At 46.2% G+C, this 15,921-nt stretch carries 21 protein-coding genes; 4 read left to right on the top strand and 17 right to left on the bottom strand.

The annotated features are described in order from the left end of the window. Positions 1–21 precede the first annotated feature (21 nt). The 14 genes from atpE to H540_RS0110765 form a co-directional block, all read right to left on the bottom strand. Positions 22–240: a F0F1 ATP synthase subunit C gene (gene atpE / locus H540_RS0110835; RefSeq protein WP_028400664.1), complete on the bottom strand. Its 219-nt coding sequence runs from the start codon at positions 238–240 to the stop codon at positions 22–24. Between the two features lie 51 nt (positions 241–291). After that, the gene (gene atpB, locus H540_RS0110830; RefSeq protein WP_028400663.1) at positions 292–1,011 is read right to left on the bottom strand and encodes a F0F1 ATP synthase subunit A; all 720 of its coding nucleotides are present in this window, start codon (positions 1,009–1,011) and stop codon (positions 292–294) included. Positions 1,012–1,018: 7 nt separating this feature from the next. Further along, entirely contained in the window at positions 1,019–1,414 is a 396-nt protein-coding gene (locus H540_RS0110825; RefSeq protein ID WP_028400662.1) for an ATP synthase subunit I, read from the bottom strand. After that, entirely contained in the window at positions 1,411–1,638 is a 228-nt protein-coding gene (locus H540_RS0110820) for an AtpZ/AtpI family protein (protein ID WP_028400661.1), read from the bottom strand. The genes H540_RS0110825 and H540_RS0110820 overlap by 4 nt, the downstream gene beginning before the upstream one ends. A gap of 266 nt (positions 1,639–1,904) precedes the next feature. Beyond that, positions 1,905–4,085, bottom strand: a complete 2,181-nt coding sequence (locus tag H540_RS0110815) for a S8 family serine peptidase (RefSeq protein WP_028400660.1) — start codon at positions 4,083–4,085, stop codon at positions 1,905–1,907. 256 nt (positions 4,086–4,341) lie between these two features. After that, on the bottom strand, positions 4,342–4,971 hold the full coding sequence (upp, locus tag H540_RS0110810; protein WP_028400659.1) for a uracil phosphoribosyltransferase: 630 nt from the start codon (positions 4,969–4,971) through the stop codon (positions 4,342–4,344). A gap of 107 nt (positions 4,972–5,078) precedes the next feature. Further along, complete coding sequence (locus tag H540_RS0110805) at positions 5,079–6,320, bottom strand: serine hydroxymethyltransferase (protein WP_028400658.1); 1,242 nt, start codon at positions 6,318–6,320, stop codon at positions 5,079–5,081. 340 nt (positions 6,321–6,660) lie between these two features. Further along, positions 6,661–6,942 (bottom strand): hypothetical protein, encoded by a 282-nt coding sequence (locus tag H540_RS33130; protein ID WP_155891004.1) that lies wholly within the window; start codon positions 6,940–6,942, stop codon positions 6,661–6,663. A 13-nt stretch (positions 6,943–6,955) separates the two neighbouring features. Beyond that, positions 6,956–7,528 (bottom strand): TIGR01440 family protein, encoded by a 573-nt coding sequence (locus tag H540_RS0110795; protein WP_028400657.1) that lies wholly within the window; start codon positions 7,526–7,528, stop codon positions 6,956–6,958. Positions 7,529–7,628: 100 nt separating this feature from the next. After that, complete coding sequence (gene rpiB / locus H540_RS0110790) at positions 7,629–8,072, bottom strand: ribose 5-phosphate isomerase B (protein WP_028400656.1); 444 nt, start codon at positions 8,070–8,072, stop codon at positions 7,629–7,631. 61 nt (positions 8,073–8,133) lie between these two features. Then, complete coding sequence (locus H540_RS0110785) at positions 8,134–8,574, bottom strand: low molecular weight protein arginine phosphatase (protein WP_028400655.1); 441 nt, start codon at positions 8,572–8,574, stop codon at positions 8,134–8,136. A 242-nt stretch (positions 8,575–8,816) separates the two neighbouring features. Continuing rightward, on the bottom strand, positions 8,817–9,236 hold the full coding sequence (locus tag H540_RS0110775) for an organic hydroperoxide resistance protein (RefSeq protein ID WP_028400654.1): 420 nt from the start codon (positions 9,234–9,236) through the stop codon (positions 8,817–8,819). A gap of 3 nt (positions 9,237–9,239) precedes the next feature. Next, complete coding sequence (locus H540_RS0110770) at positions 9,240–9,692, bottom strand: MarR family winged helix-turn-helix transcriptional regulator (RefSeq protein ID WP_028400653.1); 453 nt, start codon at positions 9,690–9,692, stop codon at positions 9,240–9,242. Positions 9,693–10,213: 521 nt separating this feature from the next. Continuing rightward, the gene (locus tag H540_RS0110765; protein ID WP_028400652.1) at positions 10,214–10,717 is read right to left on the bottom strand and encodes a PTS sugar transporter subunit IIA; all 504 of its coding nucleotides are present in this window, start codon (positions 10,715–10,717) and stop codon (positions 10,214–10,216) included. Between the two features lie 236 nt (positions 10,718–10,953). On the opposite strand from H540_RS0110765, the gene H540_RS0110760 reads away from it, so the two are divergent. The 4 genes from H540_RS0110760 to H540_RS0110745 are packed head-to-tail and all read left to right on the top strand — an operon-like array spanning position 10,954 to position 13,563. Continuing rightward, positions 10,954–11,340 (top strand): DoxX family protein, encoded by a 387-nt coding sequence (locus H540_RS0110760; RefSeq protein WP_028400651.1) that lies wholly within the window; start codon positions 10,954–10,956, stop codon positions 11,338–11,340. A 41-nt stretch (positions 11,341–11,381) separates the two neighbouring features. Next, the gene (locus H540_RS0110755; protein WP_028400650.1) at positions 11,382–12,326 is read left to right on the top strand and encodes a ring-cleaving dioxygenase; all 945 of its coding nucleotides are present in this window, start codon (positions 11,382–11,384) and stop codon (positions 12,324–12,326) included. Further along, the gene (locus H540_RS0110750) at positions 12,326–12,931 is read left to right on the top strand and encodes an alpha/beta hydrolase (RefSeq protein ID WP_028400649.1); all 606 of its coding nucleotides are present in this window, start codon (positions 12,326–12,328) and stop codon (positions 12,929–12,931) included. Before H540_RS0110755 ends, H540_RS0110750 begins: the two co-directional genes overlap by 1 nt. A 20-nt stretch (positions 12,932–12,951) precedes the next feature. Continuing rightward, a complete protein-coding gene (locus H540_RS0110745) occupies positions 12,952–13,563 on the top strand; it encodes a flavin reductase family protein (protein ID WP_028400648.1) in 612 nt (203 codons plus the stop codon). Between the two features lie 117 nt (positions 13,564–13,680). On the opposite strand, the gene H540_RS29510 is transcribed toward H540_RS0110745, so the two are convergent. From H540_RS29510 to H540_RS0110720, 3 genes are all read right to left on the bottom strand, one after another. Next, positions 13,681–13,908 carry a VOC family protein gene (locus tag H540_RS29510; protein ID WP_051317066.1) on the bottom strand — a complete coding sequence of 76 codons (228 nt, stop codon included), beginning with the start codon at positions 13,906–13,908 and terminating at the stop codon, positions 13,681–13,683. Between the two features lie 291 nt (positions 13,909–14,199). After that, positions 14,200–14,760, bottom strand: coding sequence for a manganese efflux pump MntP (locus tag H540_RS0110725; protein ID WP_034670809.1), 561 nt, complete (start codon positions 14,758–14,760; stop codon positions 14,200–14,202). 82 nt (positions 14,761–14,842) lie between these two features. Then, positions 14,843–15,883 (bottom strand): L-threonylcarbamoyladenylate synthase, encoded by a 1,041-nt coding sequence (locus tag H540_RS0110720; RefSeq protein WP_028400645.1) that lies wholly within the window; start codon positions 15,881–15,883, stop codon positions 14,843–14,845. Positions 15,884–15,921: the final 38 nt, after the last annotated feature.

The raw sequence follows: 15,921 nt of genomic DNA, 5'->3' as shown, positions 1-15,921 counted from the left end.
ATTTATAGTAAGGAGCATTCCTTATTTGTTTAGAACCATGAACGCGATAACCACGCCGATGATAGGAAGGGCCTCAACTAATGCTACCCCGATGAACATGATAGTTTGAAGCGTGCCACGTAATTCTGGTTGACGAGCAACACCCTCAACTGTACGAGATACGATCAAACCGTTACCAATACCAGCACCTAGTGCAGATAAACCAATTGCAATTGCAGCTGCGATTACACCTAAACTCATTTTAATTTGTCCTCCTTTGTATTAGAAAAAAGTATAGTTTACTGAAATTTATTAATGGTCATGACTTACTTTGTGAGCCATATACACCATTGTTAGCATAGTAAAGATAAATGCCTGAATTGCACCTACGAAAATACTGAAGCCCATCCATGCAAGCATTGCTAAACCGCCGCCTACAGCGCCTAACGCGCCGCTTGTTCCTAATCCTGCAAGCAATGTTAACAGAATTTCACCTGCGTAAATGTTACCGAAAAGACGAAGACCTAACGTTAATGTGTTCGCAAACTCTTCAATAATCTTTAACGGGAACAAGAAAGGCATCGGTTGGAAAAAGCCCTTCATATATTCGCCAGTACCCTTCATCTTGATTCCATAATAATGGGTGAGGGTAACTACCATCACGGCTAATGTTAGCGTAATAGCTGGGTCAGATGTCGGAGATCTCCACCATGCGATATGCTCATGTCCTTCATGAATGGAAAGCATAAATGGCAATCCAAGCATGTTAGATACGAAAACGTACATGATTAGAGTCACTCCTAAAGTCAAGAAGCGGCCTCCAGTTTGCCAGTCCATCGTGCTGTTGATGATATTTTTTACGAAGTCGATAACCCACTCCATAAAGTTTTGCATTCCTGCGGGGCGAAGCGCCAATGTGCGCGTTGCTGCTACAGCGATTAAGAACACAATGAGTGCTGCAATAGTTGTCATCATTACACTGGACAAGTCAAACGTTAAGCCTAAAAACTCAACTAACTTACCGTGTTCCACTAGTAATTCACCTCTCTTCCCTGCCGATATACTGTAAGTAAAGAAAATCTATGATCATGACAAGATAGCCTGTCATTAATCCAAGTCCTAAACTCCACGTCTCCATGAGATGCTGATAACGCACTGCAAATATAATAACGAGACCCATTGCCGCTAAGCGCGGGTATGTACTAACCGCATTAGCCTTAAAACGTATTTTCTCATTTCCCTGCTCCACCCGGTCGAGCAGCTTGTCCGTTTTCCATGCGACGAGACGCAAGCTCATGAAGCTCACGATCGTTCCGATAATCACACCAAGAAACACCTTTGGATAAGGTGTAAATCCCCAGCCCAGCACAAAAAGTGCAAGGAGATAATACATATATTTCTTTTGTCTTCGGACGAGCTCGTGCATGTCAGTCATTGCTGATCTCCTGAGTTAAATTTTTGAATAAGCACAGTCATTGCGTAAGTACCTGTTGCAAGACCTAGCAATAATCCAATAATGAGAAATAAGGGAAACGTATTAAGCTTGCCGTCAATCCACTTGCCCAAGAAAATTCCGACCAAAATGGAACCTACGAGCTGGGAAAGGATGCCGGTCATTAAAGCATAAGCCTTCATTGGGTTGCGCTGTTTTTTTTGCATACGTTCATCCCTCCAAACGAGTGTGGGGAGTTAATGCAGAAACATTGTGATGAGATAATAGTAACTTATTTTCGAGAGAATCATTTTGAAAAGCTGAAAAAGTTACTTTTTTGTCAAAAAATAGATGAAAAGTTACTACTGAAAACCCTATCATCTATCGCCATTGTTAAGCATACAATAGTGTGTTTAACAGTGTCAACGAGAAATCGAAAAAAATCGAAAAATTTAAGAGATATCCAACATTTATCGACATTGAGGACGCAGTCCTAGGAAAAGGTGAGCACCGTCTCGAATGTGTCTTCCCGCCGTCCCTTTTTCACGAATACGAGAGCTTTATACGTTCCTTTAATGGATTGTTTGACTGATATAATTTGCTCGTATTTTCCATTTGTCACATTTTGGCGATAATCAATGAAGTCCACATATCGGAAAGTTGCCGGATCATAGAGGACGATTCCCATCTCGTCGGCGCCGCCGGGCAAATACATTTCATATTTATATATACCTTCTCCTTCTCCCCGCGCAAATTGGAAACCCATGATGCGCGGATAGTTCGGCTCCTCCACGAAGAATAAATACGGAAGGCGGATCGTTTCCTTCTCTCCCAGCATCGTAACATATCCTTCATAGAGTCCTCTTTTTAAAAAAGAAGGATTAATATCAATTTCCACATTCACCTGCTGCTTTTCATGCGGCTTTACATACAATGTATGCGGCAGACTCCATTGTATACCCGTCGCCAGCCGCGGGCTTTGGAAAACATATTTCTGCACACGATCGCTTTGGTTATCGATTACGAGAGGGATTTTCTTTACCGACTGTCCGTCTTTCTTTTCCACAAGACCAAACGGGAGCGATGCAGGGTATACGAGCGTTTCCGGCCTAAACGCCTTCCCCATCTGAATGCGGCCTGCCCCCTGCTCGTAAACGGTGTACAGCCTTCCGTTTTCATTATATAGAAGCTTTGCCGTATTCATAAGCGCTGCCTTGACCTGCTCAGGATTCCATTCGGGATGCGCTTGCTTCATAAGCGCTGCCGCACCCGCTACGTGCGGCGCAGCCATGCTCGTTCCCTGCAGCGATAGGTAACCGCCGGGAATTGTGCTCTTAATGCTGACGCCAGGAGCCACGACGTCCGGCTTAATATCCCATGTAGCTGTTACTGGTCCGCGCGAGCTGAAGGAAGCGAGGCGGTCCTGTTCTTTCCGGAACGTTGTGCGAAGGAATGTTTCCGTTTGCACTTTCAGCCATTTCCCATCCCTTCCCGACAAAACGGCAACCGGAATGGTTACGCCCTCCACAGCTCCTTGGAAATAGCCCTTCATATTATTAAAAATGATTACGGCGGCTGCGCCAGCCTTCTGTGCATGTTGCACCTTCTGAGAAAAGGTAAGGGCTCCCCTTTCCACAAGCACGACCTTGCCGCTTACATTCTTCATATCCGCTTGCTTCCCAAGACCCGCATACACCCACTCCGCGGCGCGGGACAAGCTCCATGCCGGCGATCCCTCCATCATATCAAGGCGCAGCTCTCTTCCTGCTATTTGTACATAAGGAACGCGCATAAGCGGAGAGGAGGCTCCGACCGCAATCGCTTTTGAAGCCGTGCCGGGAGAGCCCACCGTCCAGACACCAGGACCAGAGTTGCCGGAAGCGGTGACTGCTATGATTCCGTGCTCGACTGCTTTATTCAATGCAGTGCTTGTCGGCCAATCCGGACCGTTCACCTCGTTTCCAAGAGATAAATTCAGAACATCCACCTTGTCTTCTATTGCTTTTTCAATTGCCGCAAGCACCGTTTCAGTGGAACCCACACCGCTGGGGCCAAGCGCGCGGTACGCAATGATTTCCGCATCCGGTGCGACGCCTCGAAGCTTCCCGTTCGCCCCGATAATACCGGCGACGTGCGAACCGTGCAGCGTCGGTCCTACACTTCTGGACTCCATCGGGTCATGGTCGCCGTCCACCGTATCATAGCCGCCTTTATAATTGCGTCGCAAATCAGGATGCTCATAATCGATACCCGTATCGATGATTCCGACTTTGATTCCTCTTCCTGTCAGTCGGTTTCCGCTCCGGTCATAATAACCGCGCACCGTATCTCCGCCAATCAGCGGAACACTTTGATCCAAATCTGCTTTATAGGTAGAAATCGGCGTAACCCGCACAACGCCCGGGATTCGCTGCAGCTCGTGCAATTCTTTGCGGCGCCCCTTCACGCTCAAGCCATGCAGCGCCGTTTTATATACATGACGCACCGTAACGCCCGGGTAACGGCTGCGGATTTCTACTTCTATTGCAGCCAATCGCTCAGGTGCCACCTCGATAATTGCAATCTCCCATTCATTTTCATACTGCGGCGGAGCGGACGGATGCTCCGGAAACGTCGCGGCCTCCGCTTCTGATGCGAGCAGAAAACAAGATAGAATCAAAAGAATACGAATCATGTCTACTCCTCCTTATTCCTTTATCTTGTTCCCCGGGAAATTATTTCATGTATCAAAACAGACTATAATTTCCCACTCGTTAAACAAGGAAAAAACCTGATTGAGTTGAAATGCAGGTAGAGAAGAAATTAGAGGGTGCGCTACATTTGGAATACGTTTAATTCAGATCAAGCAATACTTAGCTCGTTAGAACGGAAGCAGAATTATATACAACTGAATAAAAAAAAGAAGAAGGGTTCCCCTTCTTCTCTCGGTCTTACTTCGTTCCGAATAAGCGATCCCCGGCATCGCCTAGTCCCGGCACGATGTAGCCGTGGTCATTTAATTTCTCGTCAAGCGCCGCCAAGTAGATGTCCACATCAGGATGGGCTTTTTGCACCGCTTCTACGCCCTCTGGTGCCGCACAAAGACACATTAATTTGATGTTTTTCGCGCCGCGCTTTTTCAAGGAGTTAATCGCTTCAACTGCAGATCCTCCTGTCGCAAGCATCGGATCGACTACGATGAAATCACGCTCTTCTACGTCAGTAGGAAGCTTTACGTAATATTCTACCGGCTGTAATGTTTCCGGATCGCGGTATAAGCCGACGTGGCCTACCTTAGCAGCCGGAATCAGTTTTAAAATACCGTCTACCATTCCTAATCCCGCACGCAAAATTGGGATGATACCCAGCTTTTTGCCGGCAATCACTTTTGTTTTTGCCATGCTTACAGGCGTTTCGATTTCAATCTCTTCTAATGGCAGGTCGCGCGTAATTTCAAAAGCCATTAAGCTCGCCACTTCGTCCACTAGCTCGCGAAACTCTTTTGTGCCCGTATTCTTATCACGAATATATGTAAGCTTGTGTTGAATTAAAGGATGATCAAATACGTAAAGTTTTCCCATGTGACACACTCTCCTTTGGACGTTTTTTGCACTATTTACGATTGTATAGAAAACCCGGAAAATATTCAAGGGCTGTGCCAAGTTTGACACAGCCCTTTCAAAAATTCTTATAGTCCAGGATACATAGGGAACTTTTCTGTTAATGCGTTTACGCGTTGTCTCGCTTCTTCAAGCGCCGCTTCATTGTCATGGTTCTTCAATGTATAAGCGATGATAGATGCGATTTCATCCATTTCTTCCACTCCGAAGCCGCGCGACGTCACAGCTGCTGTACCGATGCGGACTCCGCTTGTTACGAACGGGCTTGCCGGATCGAATGGAATTGTGTTTTTATTTGCCGTGATGCCTACTTCATCCAATACATGCTCTCCCACTTTACCTGTAAGGTTCAAGCTGCGAACATCAATCAAAATCAAGTGGTTGTCCGTTCCGCCGGAAACAAGCGTTACGCCTTCCTTCTGTAAGCCTTCTGCTAAACGCTTCGCATTGTTGATGACGTTTTGTGCATACGTTTTGAAGCTGTCTTGCAGCGCTTCGCCGAATGCTACTGCTTTTGCAGCGATAACGTGCATAAGCGGGCCGCCTTGAATGCCTGGGAAAATCGATTTGTCAATTTGCTTCGCAAACTCTTCTTTGCACAGAATCATACCGCCGCGAGGTCCGCGCAATGTTTTGTGAGTTGTTGTCGTCACGAAATCAGCGTAAGGAACTGGATTCGCATGAAGACCCGCCGCTACAAGACCAGCGATGTGTGCCATATCCACCATTAAATAAGCGCCCACTTCGTCTGCGATTTCACGGAACTTCTTGAAATCGATGGCACGAGGATACGCACTTGCACCTGCTACGATTAACTTAGGCTTGTGTTGTTTCGCTTTCTCAAGCACATCGTCATAATTAATATGATGTGTATCAGGGTCTACTCCGTACTCGATGAAGTTGTACTGCACACCGCTGAAGTTTACCGGGCTTCCGTGTGTTAAATGGCCGCCGTGGGATAAGTTCATACCGAGCACTGTATCACCTGTCTGAAGAACCGTGAAGTATACCGCCATGTTCGCTTGTGCACCGGAGTGAGGCTGCACATTCACGTGCTCCGCACCGAAAATTTCTTTAGCGCGGTCTCTTGCGATGTCTTCTACTACGTCTACATGCTCACAGCCGCCGTAGTAGCGCTTGCCTGGGTAGCCTTCAGCATACTTATTAGTCAAAACAGAGCCTTGAGCTTCCATTACCGCTTCACTTACAAAGTTTTCGGAAGCAATCAATTCGATTTTGGAACGCTGTCTTCCTAATTCCTCTTGAATTGATTGAAACACTTTTTCATCCTGCTGCTTTAAATGCTCCATGAAAATCCTCCTTTTTCTGAACGAATTATGCGCTTAACTTGTAATAATTCGGATTTTACACCAAAAATACGAATTATAGAGCGACAATTCATTTTAACATTCACGTTTTTTTCAACTTCATTCTAACATGACTTTGCACTGCATTGGAAGAAAAAATCACCAAGCTATTTCAAAATAGCTGTTTTTACAAAACGTCCAGCCGAACTGCCGAACTCATTCTGTAAATTTCTTTGCTGATCACGCCAAATCCCCCACTAATTTTACCCATTTATTCATCAATTAACCAAACACATCTAAAAAACAGCCCGAGGCTTGCCGCGAGCTGTCTGAATTGAACCATTTATTTTGATTTCGACTGCTTGATCAGCTGGTCTCGATTCATATTCCCTTCCATCTCTCTTGCGAACTCTTCATCCATCCGGTGGCTGGAGGCCGTTTTTCCGGCCCGGACATTGCCGCCGAATCTGTTCATGGAACCGCCTTGTTGATTCGTTTTGCCCATTACGTCACATCCTTTGCAAGTTGATGTTTTAGTATGGGGTAAGCGACCTTCCCAGCATCCGTTCCATATTGAGGGAAAATCGGTTTCTTGTGTCGTAACTATACATACAAAAAAGACCATCCTAAGATGGCCCCTACTGACAAGTAAACGATTCTTGCTTTTCAGCATATACCGCGCGAGCGCCGCCAATGAGCTTCGGACGTGTTTTTGCCATTGTTACATGCGCTTGACCGACTCTCTTAACGCTCGTACGCACCGGTACAGCTACGTGCTTTAAATGCATGCCGATGAATGTGTCGCCGATGTCCATGCCTGCATCTGCTTTGATGAACTCGACAACCGCTGGTTCTTTCATATTATAGTACGCATACGTAGGCAAAGCGCCGCCGGCTGAACGCACCGGAAGGACAGAAACAATTTCCCAGCCATGCTTCATAGCTATTTCTCTTTCTGTTACTAATGCACGATTTAAATGCTCGCAGCATTGAAAAACAAGAGAAACGCCAGTCTTCTCTTGAAATTGTTTCAGCTCGGTAAAAATGGCTTCTGCCACTTCCATCGTCCCGGACGTTCCGATTCGAGCCCCCATGACTTCGCTTGTGCTGCAGCCTACAACAAAAATATTTCCTTCTTTAAGAAGAGCTTGCTCCTGAAAATCTGACAGTGCCGTCTGTAGCTGCTCCCTTAATTGTTCTAACTCATCCATCACGATTCTTCCTTTCGCGGGGTTAGTTCAACAAATTATATCACGCTTGTTTCAGGCATTGAAATAAGAATTATACTCGTTTTTTCTAAAAAGAATGGGATCATTCTGCTTCGTATGTCTTAATTTTGCCTACGCGATTTTCGTGGCGTCCGCCTTCATACTCTGCCATTAACCAAATACGTGCAATGTCTCTTGCCAGGCCCGGTCCGATTACGCGTTCACCCATCGCAAGCATGTTGCTGTCGTTATGCTCGCGTGTTGCTTTCGCGCTGAATGTATCGTGAACCAACGCGCAGCGAATGCCTTTTACTTTGTTGGCCGCAATAGACATGCCGATGCCTGTCCCGCAAATTAAAATTCCTTTGTCCGCTTCGCCTTTTGCAACCATTTCTGCTGCCGGGAATGCAAAATCCGGATAATCGACAGAACCGGCTTCACACTCGCAGCCAAGGTCGATATGCTCGATTCCCATTTCTTCCAAAAGGCCGATAATTTCTTTGCGAATATTCATGCCGCCATGATCAGATGCCACTACTACTTTCATGTGTTTCCCCTCCAATTGTCTTAACCAATATTGTATTATACACGAAAGATGACATTTCGGATTATTTGTTTTTATGCTTTTTTATAAAACGCTGAATTAATTGCTCCATTTCATTAAGCGTAGCCTTATACACTTCAAGAGAGCCGCCAAACGGGTCCGAGATATCGCGGCTTCTGTCATCAGTCGCTTCATATAATGTGAACACCTTTTCCTGCATGTTCGGAAAATATTGCAGAATGAGCTGCTTATGGCTCCCGGTCATTGTCAATACGGCATCAGCCCATTCCAGCTGCTCTTCATGCAGCTGGGCTGCCGTATGATTAATCTGTATTCCTTTTTCTTCCAAAGCGCTTTTTGCATGCGCTGAGGCGTCGCTGCCAGCCGCTGCAAATACACCCGCTGATTTCACTTCAAAAGCTCCATCCCCATAATGACGCAACACCGCTTCTGCCATAGGGCTGCGGCATGTGTTTCCTGTACAGACAAATAGGATACGTTTCATAGGCGCTCCCTCCTTAGTTTACGCTCTTATCATCTCTTCAATCTTTATAATGTTTTCCTATCTTTATTCATTATTATAATACCTTAGCCTTATCATGTGAAAAAAAGCTGTCCGTTTTTTTTGCGGACAGCTTTTCATTAATCTATAACAGGAAACCAGCCAGTACGGTTGCTGAGTTCAGCACCGGAACGAAGTGCAATCGGCTGAAAGATTGCTTCGTATTTCAGATTCATCAATTCTCCTTACTCTGTAACTTTTAATTCTACATTCATGTTTCCTTTTGTTGCTTTAGAATACGGACAAACTTGGTGCGCTTCCTTCACAAGCTGTTCTGCTTCTTCTTTCGTTACGCCCGGTACCTTTACTTCCAATACAGCTTCCAATTGGAAACCGCCGTCAGTACCTTTGCCGATAGACACATGAGCTGTTACTTCTGTCGTACCGACTTTCACACGTTTTGTACGTGCTACAAGGTTCAATGCGCTGTCGAAGCATGCTGCGTAGCCGGCTGCAAATAATTGTTCAGGGTTTGTAGCGTCGCCGCCTGGACCGCCAAGTGCTTTTGGCATTTTCACATCTAAATCAATCACGCCGTCAGTAGATACGACCTTCCCGTTTCTTCCTCCTGTTGCTGTCACAGTTGCAGTATATAGATGCTCCATAGTTCAGTCTCCTTTTTCATTTTGATGGTGAATCGTTTGTAAAAGCTTCTGGCATTGCCTCAATAAATCGGCGAATTCTGTTTGAGAAACGCCGCTCTCTGACATTAACGTCTCGGGAATGCAATATGCTTGTTCTTTTAAAGCTGCGCCTTGCTCTGTAATTGCCACATATACCTTGCGTTCGTCTTCTGTGCAGCGCTCACGACGAACCAGTCCGTTTGCCTCCATACGCTTCAGCATTGGAGTAAGCGTGCCGGAATCAAGGAATAGCTCCTCCCCCAGCTCCTTCACCGTCCCCCGCTGTTTTTCCCACAACACGAGAAGCACAAGATATTGCGGATACGTAAGACCCATTTCTTCTAAATACGGACGATATAACCGCGTGATTTCTCGAGAGCACGCATATATCGAAAAGCAAAGCTGATTTTCAAGTTTCAATACATCATTTTTCTCCATAAACACAAATCCTTCATTAATTTAGTTGTGCACAATTAAATTTGACACAATCATAACAAACAATCTTCTTATCGTCAAATATTATGCCGAAAAGCGTAATCGGCTCGTTCAGGTGAAGAACCTCTGGTTCTGCACCTATATATAAATGATTTGTAATTTCGACATAGGAACTGCTATACAGAACAAAAGGCATCCTGATCCTGCACTCGCTTTCTCTCTCTTACCCTTGTATGGGGCAGGAAAAGGGGTTGACCGCTTCTATGCTCCGCCGGATGCTCTTTCCCACTATAAAAAGACGGTTTTTTTATTCAGTTGTATATAGCCGATGGAGCTGGACAGTTCTAAAACTTATCCTTCCCTATCTTTCAAAAATGAAAAACGCGCATTTCCCGTACACGAAATGCGCGTTTTTCTGATAGAGGTATATATCGTGAAGCCCTGTTCCCAAGTACAGCTCAATCTTAACATACAAATGTAAAAATTCACGCTTGTTTTTGTAAAGACTTTTCTATAAGCAGAACTTATTTTCCCAGCGTAACCGTCATAACAGTTGTTTGACCCTTTTGGGCTTGCGTATCGATATTTTTGTCAATTGCGCCGAATGCATCGCCGTTTGTAATAACCATTGGAGTAATGATACTTTTCGCTTTTTCTCCGATAAAGGCTAAATCAAATGTTAACAGCTTATCCCCTGCCTTCACTTCTTGTCCCGAAGCTACGTGAGCTTCAAAGCCTTCTCCGTTCAGGCTTACAGTTTCTAACCCAACGTGAATCAAAATTTCTAAACCGTTTTTAGATTTAATGCCTACCGCGTGCTTCGTATGGAACACCTGAACAATTTCCCCGTCTACAGGAGATACTACTATACCCTCCGTCGGGACAATTGCGATGCCGTCTCCCATCATGCGCTGTGCGAAAACCGGATCTGGTACTTCTTCAATATTCTTTACTTCTCCTGTCAGAGGAGCTACAATCGTTTCTTCTTTTTGTGCTTTAGAACCTAAACCGAATAATTTTTTAAACATTATATAAAATCCTCCTTTAAGCTCATACTTATATTGTAGTGTAGTCTTTTTTATTTTGCCGTTTTTCTGTCCAATTGTCTAGAAATCTTAACAACCCTGTTCCATTTGTATAGGATATGCAATTGTTAATAATTTCTCTTTATAATTTTTAATAAGTTACTTGACAAAAGTAAGTAATAATTTTATCATTACTTACGTAAGATAAGTTGATAATAATTTTTAAGGAGGAATTCATAATGGTGAATTTAGGTCTTTTACTTATTCGTTTAGTTGTAGGAATTACATTTATGGGACATGGCGCACAAAAATTATTCGGCTGGTTCGGCGGCTACGGCTTAAAAGGCACAGGCGGCTGGCTGGAGTCAATCGGAGTAAAACCAGGCGTATTTATGGCATTCTTGGCCGGTGCAGCTGAATTGCTTGGAGGGCTTCTTTTCGCAGCCGGTGTATTCACTTGGGCAGGTGCAGCATTGATTACCATTACTATGTTAGTCGCGATCTTCACAGTACACGGCAAAAACGGCTTCTGGGTGACACAAAACGGATATGAATATAACTTAATACTAATTGTAGTAGCGATTGGAGTTGCCTTAATCGGTCCTGGCGCTTACACTTTACTCTAATATATCTCGAATTCGAGACACTAGTCCTACAGGGGTGAAAAATGATGAAGAAAACAACAGGTATCCACCATATTACAGCAATTGTTGGCAATCCACAGGAAAATGTTGATTTTTATGCAGGAGTTTTAGGACTTCGCCTCGTAAAGAAAACAGTGAACTTTGATGATCCGGGTACGTATCACTTATACTTCGGAAACGAACAAGGCAGCCCGGGCACCATCATTACCTTCTTTCCGTGGCCGGACGCCTATCAAGGGCGGATCGGTTCCGGTCAGGTAGGCGTAACAACGTATGTTGTTCCTGTCGGTTCCCTTGCTTTCTGGGAAGAACGTTTAAACAAATTTCAGATTGAATTTACAAAGTACACACGCTTTGGCGAAACGTATTTGGAATTCGACGACCCGCACGGTCTGCATCTTGAAATTGTAGAGCGCGAAGAAGGGCAAGACAGCGAATGGTCCTTTGGGGGCGTCCCTGCCCAGCATGCGATTAAAGGCTTTGGCGGTGCGGTATTGCTTTCTGCCAATCCGCTTGAAACTATGAAAGTATTGACAGAAGTGATGGGACTTGAACGCATCGGCGAGGAAGACGATTTTGTCCGCTTCCGCGCAGCAGGCGACATGGGCAATATTATTGATGTGAAGAAAACCGCGATTCCCGGCCGTATGGGCGTTGGCACGGTGCACCATATCGCATGGCGCGCAGATGATTATGAGGATCATGAAGCTTGGAGAGAGCACGTCAGTCAGCATGGACAGCAAGTAACGCCTATCATCGACCGGCAATATTTCAATGCGATTTACTTCCGCGAGCCGGGTGCCATTCTGTTTGAAATCGCGACAGATCCGCCAGGGTTCCTTCATAACGAGCCGTTCGAGCAATTGGGTGAAAAGCTGCTGCTTCCGCCGTGGCTGGAACCGAAGCGTGCTGAGCTTGAAAGCATCCTGCTCCCGGCCGAAGTTCGCGTACTGGAGGTGGATAAATGATGCATCATCTCTTTCAAAAAGGTACAGATAATGCTGCACCGACCTTACTTTTACTGCACGGTACAGGCGGAACAGAGAACGACCTGTTGCCCCTCGCAGAAATCATTTCCCCGTCCTCCAACGTATTGAGCGTACGAGGAAATGTATTGGAACACGGCATGCCGCGCTTCTTCCGCCGCTTGGCGGAAGGCGTGTTCGATGAGGAAGACTTGGTGTTCCGCACGAAAGAATTGCACGGCTTCTTGGCGGAAGCCGCCGAGAAGTACGATTTTGACCGCAGCAATGTAGTCGCAATCGGCTACTCAAACGGCGCGAACATTGCCGGCAGTCTTTTATTCCATTACGAAAACGCATTAAAAGGTGCTATCCTTCACCATCCGATGGTGCCAAGACGAGGGATTCCCTTGCCGTTGTTGACCGGAACGCCTATCTTTATCAGCGCGGGCACAAATGATCCGATTTGCGCGCCGCAAGAAACGACTGACCTTGAAAAGCTTTTAAGCGAAGCCGGTGCCAGCGTACAGGTGCATTGGGAAAACTTCGGTCATCAGCTGACGCGCAGCGAGGTCGAAGCAGCGAAGCGCTGGTTTGAAGCGAATTTTTAACTATTAAGGAGGAAGAGACGTTGCTTTCTATCGATCCGAATACGCAAAGTGAACGAGACAATTATAAACTTCTGACCGGGAGCATCATTCCGCGCCCCGTCGCATTCGTTACAACACTTTCTAAAGAAGGCGTATTGAACGGCGCGCCGTTCAGCTACTTCAACATCGTTACAGCCAATCCCCCGATGATTTCCGTGTCTGTACAACGCCAGGCCGGCAATCAGAAGGACACCGCGCGAAATGCAATAGGGGCAGGAGAATTTGTCGTTCATATCTCAGACGAAACGTATGTGGAGGCCATCAATGAAACTGCAGCGCCGCTTCCTCCAAACGAAAGCGAAATCGAACTGGCGAAGCTGACACCAATCAAGAGCGAAGCCATCGCCGTACCGGGCGTCCAAGAAGCAAGCATCCGTATGGAATGCGTACTGGAGCGAGCCATTCCCTTAGGGGGCACCGAAGCGCAGCCAGCCTGCGACCTTTTGATTGGCAGAGTCGTCCGCTTTCATGTCGCAGAACGTTTATATGAAAAAGGACGCATTGATGCAGAAGGACTGCAGCCTGTGAGCCGCTTGGCCGGCAACAGCTACGCGAAGCTTGGAGAGCAGTTTGAGATTGTACGCCCGACATAAAGGAAAAGCGGCGCCGGCTCGTTCAGGGGCTGGACATGAAAGAAAGCACGGCGTTCTGCCGTGCTTTTTTTATATCCGCAAAAAAGAGCCGCCCCATCAAGGAGCGGCTTCCATTTGTTATGTTTCTGCCATAATATTCCAGCTAATCCCAAACGGATCCGTTACACGTCCGAACATCGCACCCCAAAACACGCGGTCGAACGGCATCAGCACCTCTCCGCCTCTTGATAAGCCTTCAAACGCTTTGCGGGCTTCTTCTTCTGACGCAAACTCTAAAGCCAAATCGATATTTCCATACTGTACAGGGCCAACAGAATCGGCCATAAAGGAAGGAGAGTTTTCCATGATTCGTGCACTTTCTGTTCTCAGCGCATATATCTGTTTCAGCGAAGCGCATTATGATTCTTACGAGGTAGGGAGAATTGTATGACATATTTAAAAGTGGAATTTAAGTGCTGGAAGATGGCATTCATCACTTACATACTCATAATAAGCACGTCTCTACAAGAAAAAAGGCTGCCTTTTCTCGCTCTTGTGACCGTGCTGTATTTCGTTGTATTTTGCATGATATCTATTCTTTTGAATGTTATGCAATATGATTCATCAAAAAAAGCAAGGAGCTGACTCCTTGCTTTTTCATATAGGAAACAATAGCTTCAACCCGAACCCCACCAATATGCTGCCTCCCAGCATTTCGCCGTATGTGCCGAGCACCTTTTTCGCGTGGCGCCCCATCAGCAAGCCCGACCATGTTAAAATGGCGCTGGTGAGACCGAAGATGACGAGGGTCGCCCATGTTCTGGCACCGTAAATGCCAAGGCTGAGCCCGACCGAGAAGCTGTCGAGGCTGACACTGAAAGCAAAGAGATATAAACCCAATCCGGACGGAGCCATGTTGCTGCCTTCTGATTTGAGCAATGAGGAATAAATAATATGAAAGCCGAGCCCCATCAACAGGATACCGCCCGCTGTTATGGCCATGGAGCCGAATTTTTCTGTTAATAAGCGTCCGATTAATATGCCTAAAAGCGGCATGATGACGTGAAAAGCCCCGATGGTAAGGCCTATGTAAAAGATTTGCCTTAGTCTAAGATGAACCATACCCATGCCAAGACTTACAGAAAAGGCATCGAGCCCTAAGGCAAATGCCATAATGGCGAGCGTCAGAAGCTCACCGATAAGATGTTGAATGTCCATGCTCCCCCTCCTTGGACTTGCTAATTAAAGATATGCACGTCCAAGGAAGGATAGAAGTGATTTTTGTACAGGTTCAGAATCTTTATTCTACAATGATTTGGTGCCCTGCTGCCTTGATGAGACGGTTCATGATAGCAATGCCGATGCCTTCTTTTGGGAAGGATTCGCTGTAAATGACATCCACGCCTGCTGCATCAAATGCGCGCAGCGCCTCATACAGCTTGGCAGCGACAGTAGCGGGTTCCGAGCGTTTACCGCACGAGAGCACAGCGTCCGCCTGATAGAAGGAGTGATTTTCTTCTGTTGTCAGCACACCGACTTTAAGCCCTTCTGCCTGTTTTTCTTTGGCGAGCTGCTGGATATAGCTTCGCGTACCTTCCACCACAGTAAGCGGCGCTTTCGGCGCATAATGTGTATACTTCATCCCAGGAGACTTCGGCTTCTCTGTTTCGTTTTCCAGCCCCGGATCTATCATCACCTGCCCGATTACTTCTTCCAGCTGTTCTTTCGTTACACCGCCCGGACGCAGAATTGTCGGGATGTCACTTGTACAATCCAACACCGTGGATTCTACTCCTACTCCTGTTGCCCCGCCGTCTACGATACCTGCAATTTTACCGTTCAAGTCCTCGTATACGTGAGATGCAAGCGTCGGGCTCGGACGGCCGGAACGATTGGCACTTGGCGCTGCAACAGAAACATTTGCCTGTGCGATTAACGCAAGAGCGACAGGATGGTCCGGCATACGTACCGCTACCGTTTCTAAGCCTGCCGTTACTTTTTCGGATACGCCGTCTTTTTTAGGAAGAACGAGCGTAAGAGGCCCCGGCCAAAAATGCTTGATCAGCTGCTGTGCAACAGGCGAAACCGCTGATACGAGATGATTCAACTGTTCAAGTTTTGCGATATGTACGATAAGCGGATTATCGTTCGGGCGCCCTTTCGCTTCAAAAATTTTGGCTACTGCTTCGTCGCTTGTGGCATCCGCACCGAGCCCATATACTGTTTCAGTCGGAAAGGCGATAACCTCTTTTTGCCGAAGCAAAACAGCCGCTTCCTCTATTTGTGGATAACTGTTTTTATTTTCAACATCTTTATCCACAACCCATAATTTTGTATTCATTCTTCTTCACGTCCTTATTCCATAAAAAATCCTTGATA

This window comes from Ectobacillus panaciterrae DSM 19096 (assembly GCF_000430785.1).
Taxonomy (GTDB): domain Bacteria; phylum Bacillota; class Bacilli; order Bacillales; family Bacillaceae_G; genus Ectobacillus; species Ectobacillus panaciterrae.
Note: the sequence above shows the minus strand (reverse complement) of the source record. Positions and strands in the feature narration are given on the sequence as shown.